General features: G+C 58.6%; 26 protein-coding genes and 1 tRNA gene. 15 read left to right on the top strand and 12 right to left on the bottom strand.

The genetic code is table 11. The features are described from left to right. Nucleotides 1-2 precede the first annotated feature (2 nt). The 5 genes from cyoB (at nucleotide 3) to DCO47_RS13425 (ending at nucleotide 4,620) form a co-directional block, all read left to right on the top strand. Complete coding sequence (cyoB, locus tag DCO47_RS13445; protein WP_039761405.1) at nucleotides 3-2,033, top strand: cytochrome o ubiquinol oxidase subunit I; 2,031 nt, start codon at nucleotides 3-5, stop codon at nucleotides 2,031-2,033. Nucleotides 2,034-2,036: 3 nt separating this feature from the next. Beyond that, on the top strand, nucleotides 2,037-2,660 hold the full coding sequence (gene cyoC, locus DCO47_RS13440) for a cytochrome o ubiquinol oxidase subunit III (RefSeq protein ID WP_016773303.1): 624 nt from the start codon (nucleotides 2,037-2,039) through the stop codon (nucleotides 2,658-2,660). Beyond that, nucleotides 2,660-2,995 (top strand): cytochrome o ubiquinol oxidase subunit IV, encoded by a 336-nt coding sequence (cyoD, locus tag DCO47_RS13435; protein WP_011335842.1) that lies wholly within the window; start codon nucleotides 2,660-2,662, stop codon nucleotides 2,993-2,995. The genes cyoC and cyoD overlap by 1 nt, the downstream gene beginning before the upstream one ends. A 10-nt stretch (nucleotides 2,996-3,005) precedes the next feature. Continuing rightward, complete coding sequence (cyoE, locus tag DCO47_RS13430; protein ID WP_016773305.1) at nucleotides 3,006-3,893, top strand: heme o synthase; 888 nt, start codon at nucleotides 3,006-3,008, stop codon at nucleotides 3,891-3,893. Between the two features lie 235 nt (nucleotides 3,894-4,128). Then, the gene (locus DCO47_RS13425) at nucleotides 4,129-4,620 is read left to right on the top strand and encodes a RidA family protein (protein ID WP_016773306.1); all 492 of its coding nucleotides are present in this window, start codon (nucleotides 4,129-4,131) and stop codon (nucleotides 4,618-4,620) included. 256 nt (nucleotides 4,621-4,876) lie between these two features. On the opposite strand, the gene DCO47_RS13420 is transcribed toward DCO47_RS13425, so the two are convergent. The 3 genes from DCO47_RS13420 to DCO47_RS13410 all read right to left on the bottom strand — a co-directional run bounded on the left by DCO47_RS13420 (nucleotide 4,877) and on the right by DCO47_RS13410 (nucleotide 7,076). Continuing rightward, entirely contained in the window at nucleotides 4,877-5,578 is a 702-nt protein-coding gene (locus DCO47_RS13420) for a hypothetical protein (RefSeq protein ID WP_064364315.1), read from the bottom strand. A 133-nt stretch (nucleotides 5,579-5,711) separates the two neighbouring features. After that, a complete protein-coding gene (locus tag DCO47_RS13415; protein WP_064364316.1) occupies nucleotides 5,712-6,116 on the bottom strand; it encodes a GNAT family N-acetyltransferase in 405 nt (134 codons plus the stop codon). A 39-nt stretch (nucleotides 6,117-6,155) separates the two neighbouring features. Then, the gene (locus tag DCO47_RS13410) at nucleotides 6,156-7,076 is read right to left on the bottom strand and encodes a LysR family transcriptional regulator (protein ID WP_116658254.1); all 921 of its coding nucleotides are present in this window, start codon (nucleotides 7,074-7,076) and stop codon (nucleotides 6,156-6,158) included. 102 nt (nucleotides 7,077-7,178) lie between these two features. Here DCO47_RS13410 and DCO47_RS13405 point away from each other — a divergent pair, with 102 nt between their 5' ends. Continuing rightward, nucleotides 7,179-8,366 (top strand): aspartate aminotransferase family protein, encoded by a 1,188-nt coding sequence (locus DCO47_RS13405; protein ID WP_042608354.1) that lies wholly within the window; start codon nucleotides 7,179-7,181, stop codon nucleotides 8,364-8,366. Here the strand turns inward: DCO47_RS13405 and DCO47_RS13400 are convergent. From DCO47_RS13400 to DCO47_RS13380, 5 genes are all read right to left on the bottom strand, one after another. Continuing rightward, nucleotides 8,360-8,614 carry a Txe/YoeB family addiction module toxin gene (locus tag DCO47_RS13400; protein ID WP_042608353.1) on the bottom strand — a complete coding sequence of 85 codons (255 nt, stop codon included), beginning with the start codon at nucleotides 8,612-8,614 and terminating at the stop codon, nucleotides 8,360-8,362. The two genes, DCO47_RS13405 and DCO47_RS13400, sit on opposite strands and share 7 nt — an antisense overlap. Further along, nucleotides 8,611-8,865: a type II toxin-antitoxin system prevent-host-death family antitoxin gene (locus DCO47_RS13395; RefSeq protein ID WP_042608352.1), complete on the bottom strand. Its 255-nt coding sequence runs from the start codon at nucleotides 8,863-8,865 to the stop codon at nucleotides 8,611-8,613. The genes DCO47_RS13400 and DCO47_RS13395 overlap by 4 nt, the downstream gene beginning before the upstream one ends. A 231-nt stretch (nucleotides 8,866-9,096) precedes the next feature. Next, a complete protein-coding gene (locus DCO47_RS13390) occupies nucleotides 9,097-11,016 on the bottom strand; it encodes an alkaline phosphatase D family protein (protein ID WP_116658253.1) in 1,920 nt (639 codons plus the stop codon). A gap of 70 nt (nucleotides 11,017-11,086) precedes the next feature. Continuing rightward, on the bottom strand, nucleotides 11,087-11,839 hold the full coding sequence (locus DCO47_RS13385) for a hypothetical protein (protein ID WP_064364320.1): 753 nt from the start codon (nucleotides 11,837-11,839) through the stop codon (nucleotides 11,087-11,089). A gap of 92 nt (nucleotides 11,840-11,931) precedes the next feature. Then, nucleotides 11,932-12,303, bottom strand: coding sequence for a hypothetical protein (locus tag DCO47_RS13380; RefSeq protein ID WP_065616631.1), 372 nt, complete (start codon nucleotides 12,301-12,303; stop codon nucleotides 11,932-11,934). Between the two features lie 163 nt (nucleotides 12,304-12,466). Between DCO47_RS13380 and DCO47_RS13375 the strand changes: the two genes are divergently transcribed. Further along, a complete protein-coding gene (locus DCO47_RS13375; protein WP_039761415.1) occupies nucleotides 12,467-12,835 on the top strand; it encodes a PH domain-containing protein in 369 nt (122 codons plus the stop codon). A gap of 18 nt (nucleotides 12,836-12,853) precedes the next feature. On the opposite strand, the gene DCO47_RS13370 is transcribed toward DCO47_RS13375, so the two are convergent. From DCO47_RS13370 to DCO47_RS13360, 3 genes are all read right to left on the bottom strand, one after another. After that, complete coding sequence (locus DCO47_RS13370) at nucleotides 12,854-13,183, bottom strand: hypothetical protein (protein WP_042608348.1); 330 nt, start codon at nucleotides 13,181-13,183, stop codon at nucleotides 12,854-12,856. Nucleotides 13,184-13,455: 272 nt separating this feature from the next. After that, the gene (locus DCO47_RS13365) at nucleotides 13,456-14,067 is read right to left on the bottom strand and encodes a hypothetical protein (protein ID WP_116658252.1); all 612 of its coding nucleotides are present in this window, start codon (nucleotides 14,065-14,067) and stop codon (nucleotides 13,456-13,458) included. A gap of 256 nt (nucleotides 14,068-14,323) precedes the next feature. Then, nucleotides 14,324-14,408: transfer RNA gene (locus tag DCO47_RS13360), tRNA-Leu, on the bottom strand. Nucleotides 14,409-14,516: 108 nt separating this feature from the next. On the opposite strand from DCO47_RS13360, the gene queA reads away from it, so the two are divergent. The 6 genes from queA (at nucleotide 14,517) to DCO47_RS13330 (ending at nucleotide 20,621) form a co-directional block, all read left to right on the top strand. Then, a complete protein-coding gene (gene queA / locus DCO47_RS13355) occupies nucleotides 14,517-15,581 on the top strand; it encodes a tRNA preQ1(34) S-adenosylmethionine ribosyltransferase-isomerase QueA (RefSeq protein ID WP_042608346.1) in 1,065 nt (354 codons plus the stop codon). Nucleotides 15,582-15,595: 14 nt separating this feature from the next. Beyond that, nucleotides 15,596-16,711, top strand: coding sequence for a tRNA guanosine(34) transglycosylase Tgt (gene tgt, locus DCO47_RS13350; protein ID WP_160768392.1), 1,116 nt, complete (start codon nucleotides 15,596-15,598; stop codon nucleotides 16,709-16,711). Nucleotides 16,712-16,754: 43 nt separating this feature from the next. Then, nucleotides 16,755-17,093, top strand: coding sequence for a preprotein translocase subunit YajC (gene yajC, locus DCO47_RS13345; RefSeq protein WP_016773317.1), 339 nt, complete (start codon nucleotides 16,755-16,757; stop codon nucleotides 17,091-17,093). Between the two features lie 65 nt (nucleotides 17,094-17,158). After that, complete coding sequence (gene secD, locus DCO47_RS13340) at nucleotides 17,159-19,027, top strand: protein translocase subunit SecD (RefSeq protein ID WP_016773318.1); 1,869 nt, start codon at nucleotides 17,159-17,161, stop codon at nucleotides 19,025-19,027. A gap of 9 nt (nucleotides 19,028-19,036) precedes the next feature. Continuing rightward, the gene (gene secF / locus DCO47_RS13335; RefSeq protein ID WP_042608345.1) at nucleotides 19,037-19,951 is read left to right on the top strand and encodes a protein translocase subunit SecF; all 915 of its coding nucleotides are present in this window, start codon (nucleotides 19,037-19,039) and stop codon (nucleotides 19,949-19,951) included. A 121-nt stretch (nucleotides 19,952-20,072) separates the two neighbouring features. Next, a complete protein-coding gene (locus tag DCO47_RS13330) occupies nucleotides 20,073-20,621 on the top strand; it encodes a glycine zipper 2TM domain-containing protein (RefSeq protein ID WP_042608344.1) in 549 nt (182 codons plus the stop codon). Nucleotides 20,622-20,868: 247 nt separating this feature from the next. Here the strand turns inward: DCO47_RS13330 and suhB are convergent, their stop codons facing one another. Continuing rightward, nucleotides 20,869-21,687: an inositol-phosphate phosphatase gene (suhB, locus tag DCO47_RS13325; protein WP_016773320.1), complete on the bottom strand. Its 819-nt coding sequence runs from the start codon at nucleotides 21,685-21,687 to the stop codon at nucleotides 20,869-20,871. Between the two features lie 145 nt (nucleotides 21,688-21,832). Between suhB and trmJ the strand changes: the two genes are divergently transcribed. Further along, nucleotides 21,833-22,603 carry a tRNA (cytosine(32)/uridine(32)-2'-O)-methyltransferase TrmJ gene (trmJ, locus tag DCO47_RS13320; RefSeq protein WP_116658251.1) on the top strand — a complete coding sequence of 257 codons (771 nt, stop codon included), beginning with the start codon at nucleotides 21,833-21,835 and terminating at the stop codon, nucleotides 22,601-22,603. 3 nt (nucleotides 22,604-22,606) lie between these two features. Further along, nucleotides 22,607-23,383: a serine O-acetyltransferase gene (gene cysE / locus DCO47_RS13315; RefSeq protein WP_042608342.1), complete on the top strand. Its 777-nt coding sequence runs from the start codon at nucleotides 22,607-22,609 to the stop codon at nucleotides 23,381-23,383. Nucleotides 23,384-23,454 lie beyond the last annotated feature (71 nt).

Here is a 23,454-nt window from a genome sequence, read left to right as displayed (position 1 = left end):
CGATGTTTGGTAAATTAAGTTGGGAAGCAGTCCCATTCCACGAGCCGATCGTGATGGTGACCATCGCCATGATCGCCCTCGGTGGTCTGGCACTGTTCGCTGCGATCACTTACTTCAAGAAGTGGACGTACCTGTGGACTGAGTGGCTGACTTCGGTCGACCACAAGAAAATCGGCGTGATGTACATCATCGTCGCCATGGTCATGCTGCTGCGCGGCTTTGCCGACGCGATCATGATGCGTACCCAGCTGGCCATGGCCACCGAGGGTTCGCCTGGCTACCTGCCACCTGAACACTATGACCAGATCTTCACCGCTCACGGTGTGATCATGATCATCTTCATGGCGATGCCATTCTTCACCGGCCTGATGAACCTTGCAGTGCCGCTGCAGATCGGTGCGCGTGACGTTGCCTTCCCGTTCCTGAACTCCCTGAGCTTCTGGCTGCTGGTATCCGGCGTTGTGCTGATCAACCTGTCGCTGGGTATCGGTGAATTCGCCAAGACCGGTTGGGTTGCGTATCCGCCGCTGTCGGGTCTGCAATACAGTCCTGGCGTAGGTATGGATTACTACATCTGGGCGCTACAGCTATCCGGATTGGGTACGACGTTAACCGGGGTCAACTTCCTCGCGACCGTACTGAAAATGCGTACCCCTGGCATGAAACTGATGGACATGCCGATCTTCACCTGGACCTGCACCTGGGCAAACGTTCTGATCGTGGCTTCGTTCCCGATCCTGACCGCGACCCTGGCACTGCTGACCCTTGACCGTTACATGGATTTCCACATTTTCACCAATGAACTTGGTGGCAATCCGATGATGTACGTCAACCTGTTCTGGGCGTGGGGCCACCCTGAGGTTTACATCCTGATCCTGCCGGCTTTCGGCATCTTCTCGGAAGTGATCTCGGCCTTCACCGGCAAGAAACTGTTCGGCCACCACTCGATGATCTACGCCTCGGGCGCGATCTCGGTACTGGGCTTCATGGTCTGGCTGCACCACTTCTTCACCATGGGTTCGGGTGCAAGCGTCAACGCCTTCTTCGGTCTGGCGACGATGCTGATTTCCATCCCGACGGGTGTGAAGCTGTTCAACTGGCTGTTCACCATCTACCAGGGCCGTCTGCGCTTCACCAGCCAGGTAATGTGGACCCTGGGCTTCATGGTGACCTTCGCCATCGGCGGCATGACCGGCGTACTGCTGGCCATTCCGGGTGCTGACTTCGTGCTGCACAACAGCCTGTTCGTGATCGCGCACTTCCACAACGTGATCATCGGCGGTGCGGTATTCGGCTACATCGCTGGCTTCGCGTTCTACTTCCCGAAAGCGTTCGGCTTCAAGCTGCACGAAGGCTGGGGCAAAGCAGCGTTCTGGTTCTGGATCTCGGGCTTCTTCGTCGCGTTCATGCCGCTCTATGCACTGGGCTTCATGGGCATGACCCGTCGTCTGAACGCCACCACCAACCCTGAGTGGGTACCGTACCTGTACGTTGCCATGTTCGGTGCGGTGATGATTGCTGCCGGTATCGCCTGCCAACTGATCCAGCTGTACGTCAGTGTGCGTGACCGCAACAAGCCAGAGAACGTTTGCGATCACGGTGACCCGTGGAATGCGCACACGCTGGAATGGTCGACCTCGTCGCCACCACCGTTCTACAACTTCGCTGTGCTGCCTAAGGCTGACTGCATCGACCCGTTCACCGAGGCCAAGGAAAACGGTACTGCGTATCAGCGTCCGGCCAAGTACGAGCCGATCCACATGCCGAACAACACCGCCACTGGCGTGGTGATGGGCGCGCTGTTGACCGTCTTCGGTTTCGCGATGATCTGGCACATCTGGTGGCTGGCGATCGCGAGCCTGGTAGGCACCGTCGTTTACTTCGTGATCCACGCTGCACGTGACGACCAGGGCTATATGGTTCCGGTTGAAACGATCGAGCGTATCGAAGCCGAGCAGCACAAGCGTCTGGTCGCGGCAGGGAAAATCCCGGCCAATGCCACCCGTGTTGAAACCTCGTTGGAACAGGCTTAAACCATGTCGAACTTAGTGACCAATGTTGGACACGCCCATGGTGACCATGGGCACGATGACCATCACCACGACTCGGGCGAGATGACCGTATACGGTTTCTGGCTCTACCTGATGACCGACTGCATTCTGTTTGCGTCGATCTTCGCGGTGTACGCAGTACTGGTAAACAACGTTGCCGGTGGCCCGTCGGGCCACGACATCTTCGAACTGCCATACGTGCTGGGCGAAACCGCTCTGCTGTTGTTCAGTTCGATCACCTACGGCTTCGCCATGCTGGCGTTGTACAAGGGCAAGAAGCAGGCGGTCCTGGGCTGGTTGTTCATGACCTTCCTGCTCGGCGCGGGCTTCATCGCCATGGAGATCAACGAGTTCCACCTGCTGATCTCCGAGGGCTTCGGTCCTAGCCGTTCGGGCTTCCTGTCGGCGTTCTTCACCCTGGTCGGTACCCACGGTCTGCACGTTTCGGCCGGTCTGATCTGGATGGGCATCATGATGTATCAGGTCAACAAGCATGGCCTGACGTCGACCAACAAGACCCGTCTGAGCTGCCTGAGCCTGTTCTGGCACTTCCTGGACGTGGTCTGGATCTGCGTCTTCACCGTTGTTTACCTGATGGGGACTCTGTAATGGCTAATGCACACTCCCATGACAGCCACGATGCTGGCCACGGCAGCGTCAAGTCGTACGCCATCGGCTTCATCCTGTCGGTAATCCTGACCGTTATTCCGTTCGGTCTGGTGATGTACCCGACCCTGCCGAAGTCGACGACGCTGGCAATCGTTCTGCTGTTCGCAGTGATCCAGGTGATCGTTCACCTGTATTACTTCCTGCACCTGGACCGCTCCATTGCACAGCGTAACAACGTGATCGCGTTCGTCTTCACGGCGATTGTGATCGTGCTGCTGGTTGGCCTGTCGCTGTGGATCATGTTCAGCATCCACACGTACATGATGGCGAAGTGAGGTAGACCCGATGTCGCTCAAGCACTTTATCCAAATCACCAAACCGGGGATCATTTTCGGTAACGTGCTTTCTGTGGCAGGCGGGTTCTTCCTGGCCTCGAAAGGGCATGTCGATCTGGCGGTGTTCCTGGCCGCCATGATCGGTACTTCCCTGGTCGTGGCCTCCGGTTGCGTGTTCAACAACTGCATCGACCGCGACATCGACCTGAAGATGGAACGCACCAAGAACCGTGTGCTGGTCCAGGGCCTCATCTCCCTGAAACTGGCCCTGGTTTACGCGACCATTCTGGGTGTTCTCGGCGTTGCCCTGTTGTACAAGGTGGCCAACCCGTTGGCTGCCCTGTTCGCAGTAATCGGCTTCATCATCTACGTCGGCTTCTACAGCCTGTACCTCAAGCGCAAGTCGGTTCACGGCACGCTGGTGGGCAGCCTGTCGGGCGCCATGCCGCCAGTGATCGGTTACGTGGCCGTGACCAACAGCTTCGACATGGCCGCACTGACCCTGCTGGTGATGTTCAGCCTGTGGCAGATGCCGCATTCCTACGCTATCGCGATTTTCCGTTTCAACGATTACCTGGCCGCATCGATTCCGGTGCTGCCAGTGAAACGCGGAATCCAGGTGGCGAAGAAGCACATCCTGCTCTACATCCTGGCGTTCCTCGTGGCGACCTTGATGCTGACCTTCAGCGGCTACGCCGGCATGAGCTACCTCGCCGTCGCCGCCGCCATGGGCATGTACTGGCTGTACATGGCCTGGACCGGCTACAAGGCAGTCGATGACACCGTCTGGGCACGCAAGCTGTTCGTGTTCTCGATCTTCACCATCACTGCGTTGAGCGTCATGATGTCCCTGGACTTCAAGGTGCCGACAGAGCTGCTGCTGACGTACGCGCCGTAAGGTTTGCAAGCTTCAGGAAAACCCCGCACGTTGAGAGATGTGCGGGGTTTTTTGTTGGCTGAAATATGCTCGTTCGGGGTGCTGCCATTCGCGAGCAGGCTCGCTCCCACAGTTTGCGGTTGCGGCCATTCGGTAAAAGACCTAGATTCGGATCCAACTCCGACAGTAGTAGCTCCAAGCCATCCTTCGGTGCTCGACTGTCCTAACCCGTGCATTGATCAAAAGGCTGGGCGCAATGACCGAACGGATGACCTGCGATGAGCGCTTTATCGCCCTGGCTGAAGAACTCAACTACGACATCTATGGCGAGAACACCGCTGGTGGCAATTACGCGCCGCTGATCCGTCATCACGACGAGCTCTACATCAGCGGCATGGTGCCGCGGGTCAATGGCAAGATTCTGTATCCCGGTCGCGTGGGGCTGGAATTGAACCTCAAGGATGCGCAAGCCGCCGCGAGCATCAGCGCGATGCGTTGCCTGGCGCTGATCGTCGATGCGGTCGGTTCGCTGGACAAGATTCGCGCGTTGTTGCGGGTCACGGTGTATGTGAAGTCGACCGCTGATTTTGTCGACCTGAGCGAAGTGGCCAACGGCGCTTCGGATGTGTTCAGCCATGTGCTGGGCGATGCCGGGCGGCATACCCGCACGACCATCGGCGTGTATCAGTTGCCGAAGAATGCGGCGATTGAAGTGGACATGATTGCGGCGTTGCATCCTTCGGCTTGAAATCTTCGGCGCCTGCTCCCCTCACCCTAACCCTCTCCCGGGGGGAGAGGGGACTGACCGAGGTGATTGGGCGAGACGCGTCGAAACGGAATATCGCGTCGAATGCGAATTCCGAACAGCCCACAAATCGGCTCCCTCTCCCTCGGGAGAGGGCTGGGGTGAGGGGCGACGATGTTAGCTACACCACCGATCTCAAGCCGAAAAAAAGCCCCGTCTGATTGCTCAGCACGAGGCTTTTTCGCAAGCGCTTGGCAGATTACTGCGCCGCGATGCTATACCCGTCAAACGCGGTCTGCTGCTGCAGCGCGGTGATGATGTTCTTGCGGTTCACAGCCTGTTCGGTGCCGGCGTTATCGACGAAGGTTTCGCTCTCCAGCTCGGCTTCATCGCCTTCACCCACGAAGGTAAAGCCGAGGAACTCCAGCGCCGCACGGTCAACGTTCAGACGCGAACGCGGCGTGCGCATTGGCAGAGTTACGCTGGCGCCGTCCTTGCTGATGGTGAAGATTTCCACTTCTTTCTTTTTTGCAGCCTTGCTCTTGCCGCCGCTCGGGTTGCTGATCGCCTGGTGAGTCTGATTCAGCACTTTCAGGGCCAGGCCATAAACGATTTCCTGGAATGCCGGATCGTCCTTGAAGCTGGACAGAATGCGCCCGATCGAGAACTTGCTGCTCAAGTCTTCCAGTGCAGCGATGTCCGCTGCCTCGGCGTCTTTCAGGCGCTTGAGTTCGCCCATCAGCTCGTACGCCTTGTCGTCATCAAAGCTGTCATGCGCCTGACGGATCGCCGCACGCAATTCGCGGATCTGGTCGCTTTCGCGGGTCGACTGGAACGCGTCCAGGACCATCTCGCTGATGATTTTGGCTTGAGGCAGGTGTTGTGAAAGATTGATGGAGTTTTCGTATTCCGCTTTGGACGACTGGGTGACTACGGATTCAGCGGTGTTGAAATCGGACATTGAAATTTCACTACTTTTTAACTTGAGTTGAGGCGAGAAAGCACGAGGTCTTTTTCAGGCCGCCTAATTTAGGGGAGTGGGGCGGCGTTGTCACGGAGCAACGGTCTGCCGGTCGGGATTTTTCCACTGCGCGCTATTTGCGGCGCGGACGTTCCATGGCAATCACGGACTTCTCGAAGCCCAGGCTGGCAAAAAAAGCTTCAGCGCCTTCGCGTCCTGCGCGTAGCAGCCAGGTGATAGCGGGGTCATCGCCCATCACATGCTCTACCAGTGCCCGGCCAATTCCCTTGCGCCGATGCTGGTCATCGACCACCACCATCGACAGATAGCCGTTGGAGACCTCATCGGTAATCGCTCGAGCGAATCCCACAATCTGCTCGCCTGCGAGCGCGACAGCCGTGCGCTGCGAATGGTGAATCAGACGAGCAAAAGAGTCGGCATCACCGGTGCGATGGCCCCAGCCATGCTGGTCGAGAAACAGCCTCGCCGACTCTGTTTCGCCGGGATGCAAGTTGCGCACGGTCAGGGCGTCGTTCATGGTTGGTACCAGTCCTTTGTAATTGTCCATCGTGAATGATTACGGCCGGCCGACGTCAGGTTTCCCCCACGTACGCATCGCAAACTCGACGAACCGTCTCAGCTTCGGCAGTCGATAGCGATCCTGCGCATACAGCAGATGCATCGGTCGGCTCGGTGGTTGGTAGTCGGCCATCACCCTGACCAGTTTGCCGTCGCGCAAGTCCTGCTCCACCAAGGCATCGGGCAGCATCATGATGCCCATGCCGTTGCGCGCCGCCTGATGCAGTCCGGCGGAGCTGTTGATCAGCATCGGCCCGCTGACGTCGATGAGGACTTCGCCTTCCGGGCCGCTCAGACGCCAGCGTTTTTCCACCGATTGCCAATCATCCCCGGCCGGGTAGGCGAAGGACAGGCAATCGTGCTGCTGCAAATCCTGTGGCTTGTGCGGCATGCCGCGTCGCGCGATGTATTCGGGGGAGGCGCAGACCGTCAGGGTGTAGTCGATCAGGGGGCGGGCGATCAGGTTGGACTGGTCGAAATTGCCCAGGCGGAACGCAACATCGAGGCCGTTTTCCAGCAGATCCGGGCGGCTGTTGGTCAGCACCACGTCGAGTTTCACTTGCGGATACAGCAACGAATATTCGCTGAGGGCCGGGGTCAGTCGTTCGACGCCGAAGGTCAGCGGCGCGGTGATGCGCAGCAAGCCGCGCGGCTCATCCGATGCTTGTTCGGCAAGGCGTTCGGAGTCCGCCACCAGGCCCAGCACTTCCAGGCAGCGTTGATAATAGACGCTGCCGAATTCGGTCAGGCGCTGACGCCGCGTGGTGCGTTGCAACAGTTGCACACCGAGGCGTTGCTCCAGCGCGCGCAGATGATTGCCCACCATTGTCGTCGACATTTCGCACTTTGCGGCGGCTGCCGTCATGCTCCCCGTTTCGACCACTTTGACGTAAACGCCCATTGACTGAAACAGATCCATTATCAAGCTCAGCTTTTAAATGATTGAAGTTATTCCGGGTTTATCCAGCTCTGGTGGCTAACCATACTGCAAAAACACCGACCTGCAATGGAGTTTCACGTCATGACCGCCGCCCTGATGAACACCTACCAACCACTGGCCCTGAGTTTCACCAAAGGCCTGGGCACGCGCCTGTGGGATCAGGCGGGGCGCGAATACCTGGACGCCGTTGCCGGTGTGGCAGTGACCAACGTCGGCCACTCGCATCCGCGCATTGTCTCGGCGATCAGCGAGCAAGCGGGATTGCTGTTGCACACCTCCAACCTGTACAGCATCGATTGGCAGCAACAACTGGCTAAACGGCTGACGGCCTTGTCGGGGATGGAGCGCGCGTTCTTCAACAATTCCGGGGCCGAAGCGAACGAGACGGCACTGAAACTGGCACGTTTGTACGGCTGGCGCAAAGGTATCGAGCAGCCGCTGGTGGTGGTCATGGCTAATGCTTTTCATGGCCGCACCCTCGGCACGTTGTCCGCCAGCGATGGCCCGGCAGTGCGGCTGGGATTCAACGAATTGCCGGGGGATTTCGTCAAAGTGCCGTTCGGCGATCTCGCGGCGCTGGAGCAAATACAGCGCAAACATGGCGCGCGCATCGTGGCGATTCTGGTCGAGCCGATCCAGGGCGAAAGCGGCGTGCAAGTCGCACCGCCGGGTTATCTCAAGGCCCTGCGCGACCTCTGCAATCGCCATGCATGGCTGCTGATGCTCGATGAAATCCAGACCGGCATCGGCCGCACCGGGCAGTGGTTCGCCTTTCAGCACGAAGGCATCGTCCCCGACGTCATGACCCTGGCCAAAGGCCTCGGCAATGGCGTGCCGATTGGCGCCTGCCTGGCCCGCGGCCGCGCGGCCGACCTGTTCACCCCGGGCAGCCACGGCAGCACCTTCGGCGGCAATCCACTGGCCTGCCGGGTCGGCTGCACGGTGCTGGACATCATCGAAGAACAAGGCCTGCTGGAGAATGCGCGGGTGCAGGGTGCACGGTTGTTGGAACGCCTGCGCGCCGAATTGGCAGACAACCCGAACGTGCTGGCGATTCGTGGGCAGGGCCTGATGATCGGCATCGAGCTGAAACAACCGGTGCGCGACCTGACGCTGATCGCCGCACGGGATCATGGGTTGTTGATCAACGTGACTCGTGGCAAGACCATCAGGTTGCTGCCGCCGTTGACGATTGATGAGCGCGAGGTGGGGATGATTGTCAGAGGGGTTGGGCGGGCTCTGATGACTGATTCAGCTCAGGTTCAATAGTGATACCGGCAACTGATGACGCAGATTTCGCCGTCCTCAACCCTGTACACCAGACGATGTTCGGCCGTTACTCGGCGTGACCAGAGGCCGCTCATATTATGTTTGAGCGCCTCTGGTTTACCGACACCCTCAAACGGTTCGCGCTTGATTGCTTTGATCAGAAGATTGATGCGCTTGAGCCCAGCCTTGTCGTTTTGCTGAAACCACAAATAGTCTTCCCAGCCTGTGGGCGTGAACTCGATTTTCATTCTTCGATCAATTGCCTGACTTTGGCTTTGCCGGCGCGTAACTCACCGATGGATTTCATCAGCCGTTCGGCGTTGGCGGGGGAGCGAAGCAAATACGCTGTTTCTTCCAATGCGTTGTATTCGGCCAAAGACATCATCACTACTGGTTCACCTTTCTGCCGAGTGACCAATAGCGGCGCACGATCTTCATTGACACGGTCCATCGTCTCGGCCAAATGCGCACGGGCGGTGGTGTAGTTGATGGTTTGCATATTGAAGTCCTCGCTGGTTGCAGAGAACGTACAGAAATGAGTACAGGATGACAAGGCGACACCTACCAGTGGTTGTGTCGCAGCAGGGCTGACTGCGACTTCAATCAGTATCGCTCAGTAATATTCGAGACGTTTCTGAGAAGGTTGTAATCCTCCTCCGTCCTGTTCAGTGTCGCGAAGCCCTTATTTCGTCATCCCATGACCTAGCCGATGTAGGAAATGGTTACTGCTTCAATCCGGCGCATCTTCAAACTCCGGCGCCAGCATCCTCGTCTTCACCGCCCCATTCGAGTTGTGCTGAACAATCTTGCTCGGCTGCCCCTGTTCATTGAAATACACCTGTCCAATCCCCGCCGAATTCCACAGCCGTTCCCCGGCCTCGGCATGTTCCGGGGTATACGGGACGATGCGCATCAGCCGGCGTTTGGTGAACCAGTTCAACGGCGAGCGTGGCGAGTAGAGCCAGCGGTTGAGGCGGTCGAACCATTCCAGCAGGGTTGCAGGGAATTCGTTCTTGATGCCGCTGCTGGTGATCTGCCAGATCCGTGGACCGGCCTTGCGGTGGCGGATCAGGACTTCATAGACGAAGGAATAATGCACATCGCCGGACAGCACCACGTAGTTCCCGGGTGTGCGCGAGTGTCGGAAAATGTTCAGGATCACCTGGGCCGCGCCGCGATGGGCCATCCAGTTTTCCGCGTCGACCAGCAGTGGATAACCGCACCAGCTGAACACCTTCTGCACGGTTTCAATCAGCTTCACGCCGAAGATCGGCGCCGGCGACACGATGATTGCCGAAGGGTGATCGAGCAGTTCCTGTTGCAGTTCGCTCAAGGCCTCCCAGTCGAGCAGGCCCGACGGTTGCTTGAGGGCCATCTCGCTGCGCCAGCGCCGCGTGCGCGTGTCGATCACCACCAGGGCAGGACTGCTCGGCAACACGAAATGCCACTGCTGAAAACGCAGTAACTGATCAATCAGATCATCCTGCACCGGCATGTCCAGATAGCCGTCATCGCCACTGGCGCTCAGTTGCGCGGTCTGCTCCAGCACGCCCTTGAAGGGATCCGGATTGTTGCCCCAGCCCTGGCACAACATATAGGCGATCAGCGCGTTGCCGATGATGCGTTTGGAGAACGGATGGCCGTAGGCGGTTTCCTCCCACTGCGCGGAGAGATTCCAGTCATCGGTGATGTCGTGATCATCGAAAATCATCAGGCTCGGCAGATGCGCCAGCGCCCGCGCGACGTTGCCAAGGCCAGCCTTGAACGCATCGATACGCATCTGCTCAAGGTTGTAGCGCTTCAGGCGTTCCGGCGTCAGCGTCGGCGCGCTCGGATTGATCAGCGACCACGGCGTCGGCGACCACACCAGCATGTACATCGCCATGACTTCGGCAAACGTCACCAGGTGATTGTCTGCGCTGCTGCTGGTGAAAATCGGCTTACGCGCGCCACCGAAAAATCGCTCGCGCAAGGTCTCGTTGCTCTCCAGCGCCGGTAACAAATCCGCACGGTGGTAATAGCTGGCAGGGTGTTGGTAGAGCTTGGCGCTGTCGCTGACCACGGCACCGTCAAGGTGCTCATCGAACAGACCGAGACGCTCGATCAAGGCATGAATCGCCCGCAGCATTGGCCCGGCGACGTCGTCGGCATATACCTGATCACCGCTCATCATCAGCAGCGCCGGACGTTGTTGCGCATCGGTTTCGTCGGCCAGCAGTTGATCGACGCAGAGCAAACCATCGGTTGCCGGATGATGCGGCTTGCGGCAGGAGCCGTGGAGCAATTGGTCGATCCGTGAACGCACGACGAGGTTCGCGCAGGTGGCACCGGCGTAAAGCAGATGCGGTGCCCATTCAGCCATGCCGATGGCGTCATCAATCAGCAGGTCGTAATCGATAAACGTGTCGCAGGGCAGGGCGCTTTCAAGTTGAACGTCGATCAGATGCACAAAGGCATGACGGCCTACGGCAATGACCGTGCATTTCTCCGAGTCGAGCGGAATATCTCCTACACCCTGCAGGCGCAAGGTCAGCGACAGTTCACGCGAGCCCACCAGCCACAGCACCACGCGCGTCGGCTCCAGCCGTCGCAGCAGCGGGCCGGCCAGTACAGGAGGCAGCGAGATCGGGTCATCGGGTGTTGAAAACATCAGGGTAAAGCTCAAGGCGCACAGGCCGGCGATGATAGCGCAGCCGGCACCTTGATCCCTTAAATGAGTCTTAAGAGTCGACCTTTTTCAACTTCAGGCCGAGCAGTCGCCATGCGGCCTTGTCAGGATTATTGCCGTCCACTTGCTGAACTGAACAATCGTAGGCATAGGGGACATCGTCGCCCAACATGTTGCGAGCGGTCAGGGTGCCGTTAATGCTGTAAGTCTGATCTTTGAACCGATGGCTGCTGGCGCTCTCGGCACCTGCGATGGAAGTCGCTGCTGCAAAACGCATGGCGCGCTTGATGAAGGGGTCGCACATCATGAACGCCATCAGCGATCTGTCCGCATTCGCATTGCTGCCCGCCAGCCGGCGCGACACGACAAAGTCATTGCCCATGATGTCCTTGAAATCCCTTTCGAGCAGCGAAGAGGGCAGGCGTTCGCTGTAGTTCGGCAACAGCGCGGACTCGGGCGGAGAGGGCTCGTTCTGAGGTGCGCTGGCGACATAGTCGACAAGGTTGTCGGAAGTATCCGGCGTGGAGGCGATCACCGGCATCAACCTGGACACGGTTTGTGTAACGGGCGCGGGGGAAGAAGAGGAGATTTCAGCCTCGTTGCTTTGCGTTTGTTCGACAGGGGAGCGCGGCGCCAGAGGGAATAAGGCGAGGGTGATCGACAGTACCACCAGGGCGACGATGAACCCGGCCAGAACACCAGCGAACGTGCCAAAGAACAGATTCCAGCTGCCGCGGTTTTTCATTACCCAGCGCCACATGAGGCCCCAGACGAGCAAAAACAACAGGAAATACAGAAACTCCATTTGATCCTTTTCCTCAAACCTTGAAATTCTTTAGATGACACACGAATCATTCCAACAGGGCTGCACGATAGCAAACCTGTTGGTCCGCCCTGTCAGGCACTCAAAGGAATGAACCGAGTGAGCAGCATCAGCGTATCGAAACCAGCAAAAATGCCAAAAGCAGCGCCAATGATATGGCGTGTCAACTTGCTCGTGGGGCGTTTGCGTTGCACCACCCAAATCCAAACGCCGGCGAACGCGCCAAGGCTGCTGAGCACCATCAGCAGGGATCGCACAACGTGTGGCGACGATTGCATGCTTGTGCCGCCCACGAAACCCTCGTACACCGCTTTCACTACCAAACCGACAACCCAGCCAGCGAAACACCCGGCGAGGTTGGCTGTCACCAGGTTCCAATCACCTCGTTCGCCTACGACCCATACCCACGTCACGACCAGAGCTAGTACAAAAAGCCAGCCATCCATTGCAATCCACTCCAGAAAAACGCTTTGATCGGGTAGGCGCCAGTGCCTCTCGAAAGATTTGGGCGCAAGATAACAAAATACTGGCATCGCGCCACTTTCGCATTAAGGGCGCGTCGCTGAGCCAAAGCTTTACCGGGAGTTTTTTTACTCAGAGGATGGACAGATGATCGACTTCAACAACAAAGGCTTCTTCAAACTCAAACAGAACGATGAGTACGCTGAGCGCGTCACCGCACTACTACTGGAAGGCGAACAAGTCATCGATTCCTACAAAGCCATGCGTGACGGCGTGGTCTTCACCAACAAACGCATCATCGCCGTCAACGTCCAGGGCATCACCGGCAGCAAAAAGGATTTCACCTCACTGCCCTACAAAAACATCGTCGCCTACTCCGTGGAAACTTCGGGCACCTTCGATCTGGATTCGGAACTGGAGATCTACTTTTCATCGCTGGGCAAAGTGAAATTCGAATTCACCGGCAAGACCTCGATGGTGGAGATCTCCAAATACATCTCCAGCTACCTACTGTAAGAACCCACCGCGCGGCACTCAAAGAATGTCGCGCAAATACCCCTTCAGCGCGAGGAGCGGCTGACCCAGTTGCTCCACGGATCGCGCCTGAGCCAACTCCGCCGACAACTTGCGCAACTCCCGCCCCAACGGCTTCTCGACCCCGCCAAGCGCATCCAGCGCGAGGTTCAGGCATTCGTTCAGTTTGAACTGAATGGACTCGACATCGCCGCGCTTCACCAGCAATTCGAAAACGTCTTTTTGGTAGTCGCCCATGACCATGTCATCGCGCAGGATCGGGCTGAGGCCTTCTTCTTCGTAGGCGAGTTTGAGGGAGAAGAGGGCGACGGTTTCCAGTGAGGTTTCCATGGGGATGTCTGTCGTAGAGGGGGCTTCAAACCAACATGCAAAATGCCGGCGGAGGTCTGTTGTGCGGGCGTGATTATACGGGCGGTGATCGCATTCGGGGGAACGAGCGATCGGGCAACTGGCGTTACAGGCTGGCACAACCTCGACATCCATTTTGATAGCGCGCCTTGATTCACGACGTTGGAACCAGTTCAGGCAGGCACTGCGCTGGAGCGCGTGTTCCGCCGCTCCTCGCGCTTGAAGGTGGTCTGAAAGATTGTTCGCTAATGGGCTCAGCCTTGGCTATCGCATCCCACGCGTTTCTTCTGCAAAGCGATGTAATTCTCAAACGTGCCGTATTTTTCCGGCACTCGAATCACGGCTCCCGGTTGTAGCCGTAGATTTTCATGGCTGGCCGCCAGGCTGTCGTTGTAGGCACTGCAAGCGGACGGCTTGTTCGCCGCCATCTCATAAGCGAAACCACGGTTGAGATTGATATTGGTCACGACATCGAACTTGCCGGCCTGTGCGTAAATTGCCCGTGACTTTTCGAAGTACTCGTTGGCCTTCTCATAGCGAGCACTGTAGGTCGCTGTGCGATCAAGAAAACCATTGGTGGTGTAATGGTTCGCCCATTGACCACCCAAAATAGGCGACATGAAAAACAAACCATAACTTCGGTACGCATCGGCAAAGCAAAGCTGATCCGCCGTGGTCTGGCAGATCGTCAGCGTCTCGACAATGAGCCGCTCTGCAGGCAACGGTCTATTCTGATCGACCAAAGCATTGGCATCGGCCAGCTTTTGATGAGGGTCCGAACTGCTTACCACGCCTACCGCGGAGCACCCGACGAGCGTTGATAGCAAACTGGCAAATGCAGCACACCGAACGACAGAGAGAAGCATGACGTAATCCTTTACATGGCTTAGAGTGGTGGCGCGACGCTACTATCTTGTAAGCCTGCCGTCTACTGCCGGTTGGTAACGATTCCGGCAAAGGTCATCAAGGGCATATGCTCAGCACCTTGCTTCTTTCAGCGTCTGGGGATTAGGCCGTTGTTGAGTGCAATCCTCGGCGTCTCACACATGCAAAAAATCAACGCCCCACTTTCCTCCAGACGAAAAAAAAGGCCCTGCTTTCGCAAGACCTTTTTCTCTGTGTTGGTGCCCCGAGGGAGACTCGAACTCCCACTCCTTTCGAAAACGGATTTTGAATCCGCCGCGTCTACCAATTCCGCCATCAGGGCTCAATGGCGGCGAAGTATAGAGAGGTGATTACCGTTGGTCAATCACGTTTCATGGTCAATTTTTGATATTTCCGCTAGACTTTCCGGCCCTGCTAGACGAACCCCATCATGCGCGTTGCTGACTTTACTTTCGAGCTTCCTGATTCGCTGATCGCCCGCCATCCGTTGGCCGAGCGTCGCGGTAGTCGCCTGCTGACCCTCGATGGGCCGAGCGGCGCCCTGGCACACCGTCAATTCACTGATTTGCTTGAGCATTTGCGCCCGGGCGATTTGATGGTGTTCAACAATACCCGGGTGATTCCGGCGCGGCTTTTCGGGCAGAAAGCGTCCGGCGGCAAGCTGGAAATTCTTGTCGAGCGCGTGCTCGATGCGCACCGCGTGCTGGCTCATGTGCGCTCCAGCAAGTCGCCCAAGCCGGGTTCGAAGATCCTTATCGACGGTGGTGGCGAAGCCGAGATGCTCGCGCGTCATGATGCGTTGTTCGAGCTGGGTTTTGCCGAGGAAGTCTTGCCGCTGCTCGACCGCGTCGGGCACATGCCGTTGCCTCCTTATATAGACCGCCCGGATGAAGGCTCGGATCGCGAGCGTTATCAGACCGTGTATGCCCAGCGTCTGGGCGCGGTGGCGGCACCGACGGCGGGGCTGCATTTCGATGAGCCGTTGATGCAGGCGATTGCTGCCAAGGGCGTCGAGACGGCGTTCGTTACCTTGCACGTGGGCGCGGGAACGTTTCAGCCGGTGCGCGTCGAGAAGATCGAAGATCACCACATGCACAGCGAGTGGCTGGAAGTCGGCCAGGATGTGGTCGATGCCGTGGCGGCATGCCGCGCGCGTGGCGGTCGGGTGATCGCGGTCGGCACCACCAGTGTGCGTTCGCTGGAAAGTGCGGCGCGCGATGGTGTGCTCAAGCCGTTCAGTGGTGACACCGACATCTTTATCTACCCAGGCCGGCCGTTTCATGTGGTCGATGCCCTGGTGACCAATTTCCATTTGCCGGAATCCACGTTGTTGATGCTGGTTTCCGCGTTTGCCGGTTATCCCGAAACCATGGCCGCCTACAAGGCCGCCGTTGAAAACGGTTACCGCTTTTTCAGCTACGGGGATGCGATGTTCATCACCCGCAATCCCGCTCCAACTGCCCCTGAACAGTCGGGCCCAGAGGAAACAGAATGAGTCGCGAATGTCGAATGTCCTTTGAGCTGCTGGCCACCGATGGCAAGGCTCGCCGTGGTCGCCTGACCTTCCCCCGTGGCACCGTCGAAACCCCGGCGTTCATGCCGGTCGGCACCTACGGCACGGTCAAGGGCATGCTGCCGCGCGACATCGTCGCCACTGGCGCGGAAATCATTCTGGGCAACACCTTTCACCTGTGGTTGCGTCCTGGCACCCAAGTAATCAAGGAACATGGCGACCTGCACGATTTCATGCAGTGGAAAGGCCCGATCCTCACCGACTCCGGCGGCTTCCAGGTGTTCAGCCTTGGCGCGATGCGCAAGATCAAGGAGGAGGGCGTGACCTTCGCTTCTCCGGTCGATGGCGCCAAAGTGTTCATGGGCCCGGAAGAGTCGATGCAGGTGCAGCGCGATCTCGGTTCCGACATCGTGATGATCTTCGACGAATGCACGCCGTACCCGGCTGACGAAGACGTCGCGCGCGTATCGATGGAGTTGTCGTTGCGTTGGGCCCAGCGTTCGAAGAATGCTCACGGTGACAACACCGCAGCGCTGTTCGGCATCGTCCAGGGCGGCATGCATGAAAACCTGCGCATGCGTTCGCTCGAAGGCCTCGACAAGATCGGCTTCGACGGCCTCGCCATCGGCGGTCTGTCGGTGGGCGAACCGAAGCACGAAATGATCAAGGTGCTGGATTATCTGCCGGGTCAGATGCCCGCTGACAAACCTCGTTACCTTATGGGCGTTGGCAAACCGGAAGATCTGGTTGAGGGTGTGCGCCGCGGTGTGGACATGTTCGATTGCGTGATGCCAACCCGTAATGCCCGCAATGGGCATCTGTTCATCGATACCGGTGTGCTGAAGATCCGTAACGCGTTCCATCGCCATGATGAATCGCCGCTGGATCCGACCTGCGATTGCTACACCTGCCAGAACTTCTCGCGCGCTTATCTGCATCACCTGGACAAGTGCGGCGAAATGCTCGGCAGCATGCTCAATACCATCCATAACTTGCGCCATTATCAGGTGCTGATGGCTGGTTTGCGCGAGGCTATTCAACAGGGTACATTGGCCGCCTTTGTCGATGCCTTCTACGCCAAACGCGGACTTCCCGTCCCGCCTTTGGACTGAGTTTTCTGACCCCAAGATTCAACATTTGCAACTGGAGTGCTAAATGAGCTTTTTTATCTCTAACGCCATGGCTGACGCAGCTGCACCGGCTGCTGCAAGCCCAATGGGCGGCGGCTTCGAGTGGATTTTCCTGGTCGGCTTCCTGGTCATCTTCTACCTGATGATCTGGCGTCCACAGGCCAAGCGCGCCAAAGAGCAGAAGAACCTGCTGAGCAGCCTGCAAAAGGGTGACGAAGTCGTGACCACTGGCGGCATCGCCGGCAAGATCACCAAAGTTGCCGATGACTTCGTCGTCCTGGAAGTCTCCGACACCGTGGAAATGAAGTTCCAGAAAGGCGCTATCGCCGCCACGCTGCCAAAAGGCACGCTGAAAGCGATCTAAGAGCAACAACTTCTACTCAATCGACGGGGCGCGCAAGGCGCCCCGCGTTCATAACGGGCGGCGTGATGCTGAACAAATACCCTCTGTGGAAATACATTCTGATCCTGGCGGTGCTGGCGATCGGTCTGATTTATTCCGCTCCCAATCTTTACCCCGATGACCCGGCCATTCAGATCAGCGGCGCCAGCACGGCTCTGCAGGTCAATGACGCCGATCTGGCTCGCGTCAGCACAGCGCTGAAAGAGTCCGGCATCAACGTCAAGGCGGCCACTCTGACCGCAGGTGGCAAGGGCGGTCTGATCCGTCTGAGCAAGGCTGAAGATCAGCTGCCGGCCAAAGACGTTGTACGCAAGGCACTGGGTGATGACTACGTCGTCGCGCTGAACCTGGCACAGACCACCCCGCAATGGCTGCGCAACCTCGGTGCGCACCCGATGAAGCTGGGTCTGGACTTGTCCGGTGGTGTGCACTTCCTGCTCGAAGTGGACATGGACAAAGCCCTCGATGCGCGCCTGAAAGTCTACGAAGGCGACGTCAAGAGCCTGCTGCGCAAAGAGAAGCTGCGCTATCGCAGTCTGCCGCAACTGGGCGGTGCCATTCAGTTGGGCTTCAGCGATGAAGATTCCCGCGAACAGGCCCGTGCGCTGATCCGAAAGAACTTCAACGATTTCGACATTGTTCCGGCCGACCTCAACGGTCAACCGGTGCTGCGTCTGGCGATGACCCCGGCCAAGCTGGCGGAAATCCGTGAATACTCCATCAAGCAGAACCTGACCACGGTACGTAACCGCGTCAACGAGCTGGGTGTTGCCGAACCGATCGTGCAGCGTCAGGGCGCCAACCGCATCGTGGTTGAGCTGCCGGGCGTGCAGGACACTGCCGAAGCCAAGCGAATTCTCGGCAAGACGGCCAACCTCGAGTTCCGTCTGGCCGCTGAGCCGGGTGCGTCGAAAGCCACTTCCGAATCGTTCGAGTTCCGTGAAGGCAACCGTCCACCAGCGCAGATCGAGCGTGGTCTGATCATCACCGGTGACCAGGTCACCGACGCCAAGGCCGGTTTCGGCGAGCACGGCACGCCTGAAGTGAACATCCGTCTGGATGGTCACGGCGGCGAGCTGATGAGCCGCGCGACCCGTTCCAACGTCGGTCGCAGCATGGCGGTGATCTTCATCGAGCAGCGTCCTGTCACCACTTACACCAAGCAAGTGGTGGATGGCGTCGAGAAAGACGTCGCGGTGCAGACGTTCAAGGAAGAGAAGAAGATCATCAGCCTGGCGACCATCCAGTCGCCGCTGGGTGCGCAGTTCCGCATCACTGGCCTGAACGGTCAGGGCGAGTCGTCCGAACTGGCGCTGCTCCTGCGTGCCGGTGGTCTGGCTGCCCCGATGTACTTCGCCGAAGAGCGCACAATCGGTCCGAGCCTGGGGGCTGACAACATCACCAAAGGTATCGATGCGTCGCTGTGGGGCATGCTGTTCGTGTCGCTGTTCATCATCGCCATCTACCGCTTCTTCGGCGTCATCGCCACCGTCGCGCTGGCGGTGAACATGGTGCTGCTGCTGGCGTTGATGTCGCTGCTGGGTGCCACGCTGACCCTGCCGGGTATCGCCGGTATCGTTTTGACCATGGGTATGGCGGTCGACGCCAACGTACTGATCTTCTCGCGGATTCGTGAAGAGATCGCCGCTGGCATGACGGTGCAGCGGGCAATCAACGAAGGCTTCGGCCGGGCATTCACTGCGATTCTCGACGCCAACCTGACCACCTTGCTGGTCGGCGGCATTCTCTTCGCCATGGGCACCGGCCCGGTGAAGGGTTTCGCAGTGACCATGTCCCTCGGGATCTTTACCTCGATGTTCACGGCCATCATGGTGACCCGCGCAATGGTCAACCTGATCTTTGGCGGACGTGACTTCAAGAAGTTGTGGATTTAAGGGGCTGCCATGTTACGTACAATCAACTTCATGGGCGTTCGCAACGTAGCGTTCGGCGTCACAGTGCTGCTCACGGTCATTGCCCTGTTCAGCGTGTTCCACAAAGGCATGAACTGGGGTCTGGACTTCACCGGCGGTACGCTCATCGAGCTGACCTACGAGCGTCCGGCCGACGTCACCAAGGTGCGCGAGCAGTTGGCGACCTCCGGTTATCACGAAGCCGTGGTGCAGAATTTCGGCGCCACGACTGACCTGCTGGTGCGCATGCCGGGTGAAGACCCGCAACTGGGCCATCAGGTTGCCGAAGCGCTGCAGAAGATCGGCGGCGATAACCCGGCGACGGTCAAGCGTGTCGAGTTCGTCGGCCCGCAGGTCGGTGAAGAGCTGCGCGACCAGGGCGGCCTCGGCATGCTGCTGGCGCTCGGCGGGATCCTGATCTACCTGGCGTTCCGCTTTCAGTGGAAGTTCGCGGTCGGCGCGATTGTCTCGCTGATCCACGACGTGATCGTGACCGTGGGTATCCTCTCGTACTTCCAGATCACCTTCGATCTGACGGTGCTGGCGGCGGTGCTGGCGATCATCGGTTATTCGCTGAACGACACCATCGTGGTTTTCGACCGGGTCCGTGAGAACTTCCGCGTGCTGCGCAAGGCGACGCTGATCGAGAACATCAACATCTCGACCACCCAGACCCTGCTGCGCACCATGGCGACGTCGATCTCCACGCTGCTGGCGATCGCGGCGCTGCTGTTCTTCGGCGGCGACAACCTGTTCGGCTTTTCCATCGCGCTGTTCATCGGTGTATTGGCGGGTACCTACTCGTCGATCTACATCGCCAACGTGGTGCTGATCTGGCTGAACCTGACCACCGAGGATCTGATTCCTCCGGCCAACACCGAGAAGGAAGTCGACGACCGTCCATAACGGCCAGCGATTTCCCGGCTGTCAGTCGACAAAAGGCGCGAGTTGAACTCGCGCCTTTTTTTGTGCTCCAAGGCTGGGAGAAGCGCGGGCGCGTCCCGCATGTGATGGTCAGGAGGTTCATGTGAACAAGTCGTTGCTGGTTGGTGCGGTATTGGGTGCTGTCGGTGTCACAGCCGGGGGTGCTGTTGCCACCTACAGCCTGGTTAAAAGCGGCCCTGAGTATGCGCAAGTATTAGCCGTTGAGCCGGTCAAGACACAGATCAAGACGCCACGTGAAGTATGCAAGGATGTAACCGTGACCCGGCAGGCGCCGGTCAAGGATCAACACCAGATTCTCGGCACGGCGATCGGTGCCGTAGCCGGTGGTTTGTTGGGTAATCAGGTGGGCGGCGGTAACGGCAAGAAGATTGCCACCGTGGCCGGTGCAGTCGGCGGCGGTTATGCCGGTAACAAGGTGCAGGAAGGTATGCAGAACCGCGATACCTACACCACCACGCAAACCCGCTGCAACACGGTCAATGACATCAGCGACAAGGTCGTCGGCTACGACGTGCGTTACTCGCTCGATGGCAAGGAAGGCAAAGTGCGGATGGATCGTGATCCGGGCAACCAGATTCCGGTCGACAAGGAAGGCAAGCTGATCCTGTCGCAGAATGAGCCGGGTCAGTAAGGTTTCAGCGTTTTGAAAGAAGCACCCTGCGGGGTGCTTTTTTTGTGCCCGCGTTTTTTGGCTGCACTGCATTCCCTTGTAGGAGTGAGCCTGCTCGCGATAGTGATTCATCATTCAAAGCGGGGGGTGACTGATACGACGCTATCGCGAGCAGGCTCACTCCTACATGGTTTGTGGTGTGTCAGGGAGGCAAATTGCAGGCATAAAAAAACACCCCGAAGGGTGTTTTTTTCGTTTCGCGGAAAGCTTAGCGCTTCAGCGAAGCCGGCAGGTGCGGCTGGATCGCCGTCAGTACTGCCTTGAAGCATTTGGTGTTGCCGGCAACGATGTGGCCTTTCTCGAGGAAGTCGTGACCACCGGTGAAATCGCTCACCAGACCGCCAGCTTCCTGGATCAGCAGGGCGCCTGCAGCCATGTCCCACTCGGACAGGCCCGACTCCCAGAACGCGTCGAAACGACCGGCAGCCACGTAGGCCAGGTCCAGGCTCGCCGAGCCGGCGCGGCGGATGCCGGCAGTCTGGCCAACCAGGGCGCGGAACATGCCCAGGTAGTTGTCGAGGTTGTCCATCTGATCGTCACGGAACGGGAAGCCAGTGCCGAGCAGGGCGCCGTCGAGGCTGGTGCGACCGCTGACGCGCAGACGACGACCGTTCAGTTGGGCGCCGCGGCCACGGCTGGCGGTGAATTCTTCCTGGCGGACCGGGTCCAGCACCACTGCGTGTTCCAGGCGGCCACGATATTTGCAGGCAATGCTCACTGCAAAGTGCGGAATGCCACGCAGGAAGTTGGTGGTGCCGTCCAGCGGATCGATGATCCACAGGTACTCTTCGCCTTCGATGCCGGTGCCGGCGTGCAGGCCGGTTTCTTCACCCTGGATCGAGTGGTTCGGGTAAGCCTTGCGCAGGGCGTCGATGATTTTCTGTTCAGCGGCGCGATCGACCTCGGATACGTAATCCTTGGCGTCTTTTTCGTCGACCTTGATGGTATCCAGGCGCTCGATGGAGCGGAAGATCAGTTCACTGGCGCTGCGGGCGGCGCGCAGCGCGATATTCAGCATGGGCTGCATGGATGTGTCACCTAAGGTTGTTAAAGAAAGCCGCGCATTCTATCAGAACTTTTCTTCAGGTGAAGGACGCTGTTCGCTTTCATAGCTTAACGGTAGGCTGTTCTGTAAGATTTGCCCCCCTTTCCTGTGTCCGAGAGCGCCTCCCTTGCTGCAGAACATTCGTGTCGTCCTGGTCAACACCAGCCACCCCGGCAACATCGGCGGGGCCGCGCGCGCCATGAAAAACATGGGTCTGTCGCGACTGGTGCTGGTCGAGCCGCGGGTCTTCCCGCATCACGAGGCCGACGCCCGCGCCTCCGGTGCCGGTGACATCCTTGAAAACGCACAAGTCGTCGCCACTCTGGAAGACGCCTTGGTTGGCTGCAATCTGGTGCTCGGCACCAGCGCTCGGGACCGCCGTATTCCCTGGCCGCTGCTGGATCCGCGCGAATGCGGGAACAAAGTGGTCGAGGAAGCCGGGCAGGGCGCCGAGATCGCTCTGGTGTTCGGTCGCGAAGATTCCGGCCTGACCAATGAAGAGCTGCAGCGATGTCACTTTCACGTGCACATCCCTTCCGACCCGACGTTCAGTTCGCTGAACCTCGGGGCGGCGGTGCAGGTGTTGAGTTATGAAGTGCGCATGGCCTGGCTGGCCGCACAGGGTCAGCCGACCAAGGTCGAGAAAGAAGAAGTGGCCTCGGTGAAGAGCGCCGAGCTGGCGACCATGGATGAGCTGGAGCGATTCTATGAGCACCTGGAGCAGACGCTGGTCGCCATCGAATTCCTTGACCCGGAAAAGCCACGGCACTTGATGGCGCGCCTGCGCCGGTTGTACGGACGCAGCTCGGTCAGCCGGGCGGAAATGAATATTTTGCGTGGCATCCTCACGGAAACCCAGAAAGCGGCCCGTGGCGAGCTTCTAAAGCGGAAGGATTGAATGATGTTTGAGCGTTTGCGTGAAGATATCCAGAGCGTATTCCATCGAGACCCGGCGGCACGTAACGCTTTTGAAGTCCTGACCTGCTACCCCGGCATGCATGCGATCTGGATTCATCGTCTGGCCGGCATGCTCTGGCGCAACGAGCTGAAATGGCTGGCGCGGCTGGTGTCGAACTTCGGTCGCTGGCTGACCGGAATCGAAATTCATCCGGGCGCCAAGGTTGGTCGGCGTTTCTTCATCGACCACGGCATGGGCATCGTCATTGGTGAAACCGCCGAAATCGGCGACGACGTGACCATCTATCAAGGTGTGACCCTCGGCGGCACCAGTTGGAACAAAGGCAAGCGCCACCCGACGCTGGGTGATGGCGTGGTGGTCGGTGCGGGAGCCAAAGTGCTCGGTCCGTTCACGGTGGGTGCCGGCGCCAAAGTCGGCTCGAATGCCGTGGTCACCAAAGAAGTGCCGCCGGGCGCCACGGTGGTGGGGATTCCGGGGCGGATCATCGTCAAGAACGACGAAGAGCAGGACGCCAAGCGCAAGGCGATGGCAGAAAAGATCGGCTTTGATGCCTATGGTGTCAGCGAAGACATGCCCGACCCGGTGGCCCGCGCCATCGGCCAGTTGCTCGACCATCTGCAGGCGGTGGACGGGCGTCTGGAAGGCATGTGCGGCGCGCTGAAGGATCTGGGCAGCAATTACTGTGCGAAAGATCTGCCTTCGCTGCGCGAAGAAGACTTCGCCAGTGTGCAAGGCAAGGATGAATCGAAAGCCGGCTGAACCGCAGCGCTGCTTTTCGCGAGCAGGCTCGCTCCCACGGATGAATGCATTCCAATAGTGGGAGCGAGCCT

The sequence above is a fragment of the Pseudomonas sp. NDM genome (assembly GCF_003105095.1).
GTDB classification, from domain to species: domain Bacteria; phylum Pseudomonadota; class Gammaproteobacteria; order Pseudomonadales; family Pseudomonadaceae; genus Aquipseudomonas; species Aquipseudomonas moraviensis_A.
The sequence above is the reverse complement of the archived record's forward strand: the minus strand, read 5'-3'. Positions and strand labels throughout refer to the sequence as shown.

What these genes read in the sequence shown, in the direction of transcription:
- DCO47_RS13390 (WP_116658253.1), bottom strand. Translation starts at nt 11,016, where the DNA reads ATGTTTTCAACACCCGATGACCCGATCTCGCTGCCTCCTGTACTGGCC.
- DCO47_RS13420 (WP_064364315.1), bottom strand. Translation starts at nt 5,578, where the DNA reads ATGTCCGATTTCAACACCGCTGAATCCGTAGTCACCCAGTCGTCCAAA.
- DCO47_RS13400 (WP_042608353.1), bottom strand. Translation starts at nt 8,614, where the DNA reads ATGAAAATCGAGTTCACGCCCACAGGCTGGGAAGACTATTTGTGGTTT.
- DCO47_RS13395 (WP_042608352.1), bottom strand. Translation starts at nt 8,865, where the DNA reads ATGCAAACCATCAACTACACCACCGCCCGTGCGCATTTGGCCGAGACG.
- yajC (WP_016773317.1), top strand. Translation starts at nt 16,755, where the DNA reads ATGAGCTTTTTTATCTCTAACGCCATGGCTGACGCAGCTGCACCGGCT.
- DCO47_RS13375 (WP_039761415.1), top strand. Translation starts at nt 12,467, where the DNA reads ATGATCGACTTCAACAACAAAGGCTTCTTCAAACTCAAACAGAACGAT.
- DCO47_RS13385 (WP_064364320.1), bottom strand. Translation starts at nt 11,839, where the DNA reads ATGGAGTTTCTGTATTTCCTGTTGTTTTTGCTCGTCTGGGGCCTCATG.
- DCO47_RS13405 (WP_042608354.1), top strand. Translation starts at nt 7,179, where the DNA reads ATGACCGCCGCCCTGATGAACACCTACCAACCACTGGCCCTGAGTTTC.
- suhB (WP_016773320.1), bottom strand. Translation starts at nt 21,687, where the DNA reads ATGCAGCCCATGCTGAATATCGCGCTGCGCGCCGCCCGCAGCGCCAGT.
- DCO47_RS13365 (WP_116658252.1), bottom strand. Translation starts at nt 14,067, where the DNA reads ATGCTTCTCTCTGTCGTTCGGTGTGCTGCATTTGCCAGTTTGCTATCA.
- queA (WP_042608346.1), top strand. Translation starts at nt 14,517, where the DNA reads ATGCGCGTTGCTGACTTTACTTTCGAGCTTCCTGATTCGCTGATCGCC.
- DCO47_RS13370 (WP_042608348.1), bottom strand. Translation starts at nt 13,183, where the DNA reads ATGGAAACCTCACTGGAAACCGTCGCCCTCTTCTCCCTCAAACTCGCC.
- cyoD (WP_011335842.1), top strand. Translation starts at nt 2,660, where the DNA reads ATGGCTAATGCACACTCCCATGACAGCCACGATGCTGGCCACGGCAGC.
- secF (WP_042608345.1), top strand. Translation starts at nt 19,037, where the DNA reads ATGTTACGTACAATCAACTTCATGGGCGTTCGCAACGTAGCGTTCGGC.
- cysE (WP_042608342.1), top strand. Translation starts at nt 22,607, where the DNA reads ATGTTTGAGCGTTTGCGTGAAGATATCCAGAGCGTATTCCATCGAGAC.
- cyoC (WP_016773303.1), top strand. Translation starts at nt 2,037, where the DNA reads ATGTCGAACTTAGTGACCAATGTTGGACACGCCCATGGTGACCATGGG.
- secD (WP_016773318.1), top strand. Translation starts at nt 17,159, where the DNA reads ATGCTGAACAAATACCCTCTGTGGAAATACATTCTGATCCTGGCGGTG.
- DCO47_RS13425 (WP_016773306.1), top strand. Translation starts at nt 4,129, where the DNA reads ATGACCGAACGGATGACCTGCGATGAGCGCTTTATCGCCCTGGCTGAA.
- DCO47_RS13415 (WP_064364316.1), bottom strand. Translation starts at nt 6,116, where the DNA reads ATGAACGACGCCCTGACCGTGCGCAACTTGCATCCCGGCGAAACAGAG.
- cyoB (WP_039761405.1), top strand. Translation starts at nt 3, where the DNA reads ATGTTTGGTAAATTAAGTTGGGAAGCAGTCCCATTCCACGAGCCGATC.
- DCO47_RS13380 (WP_065616631.1), bottom strand. Translation starts at nt 12,303, where the DNA reads ATGGATGGCTGGCTTTTTGTACTAGCTCTGGTCGTGACGTGGGTATGG.
- tgt (WP_160768392.1), top strand. Translation starts at nt 15,596, where the DNA reads ATGTCCTTTGAGCTGCTGGCCACCGATGGCAAGGCTCGCCGTGGTCGC.
- cyoE (WP_016773305.1), top strand. Translation starts at nt 3,006, where the DNA reads ATGTCGCTCAAGCACTTTATCCAAATCACCAAACCGGGGATCATTTTC.
- DCO47_RS13410 (WP_116658254.1), bottom strand. Translation starts at nt 7,076, where the DNA reads ATGGATCTGTTTCAGTCAATGGGCGTTTACGTCAAAGTGGTCGAAACG.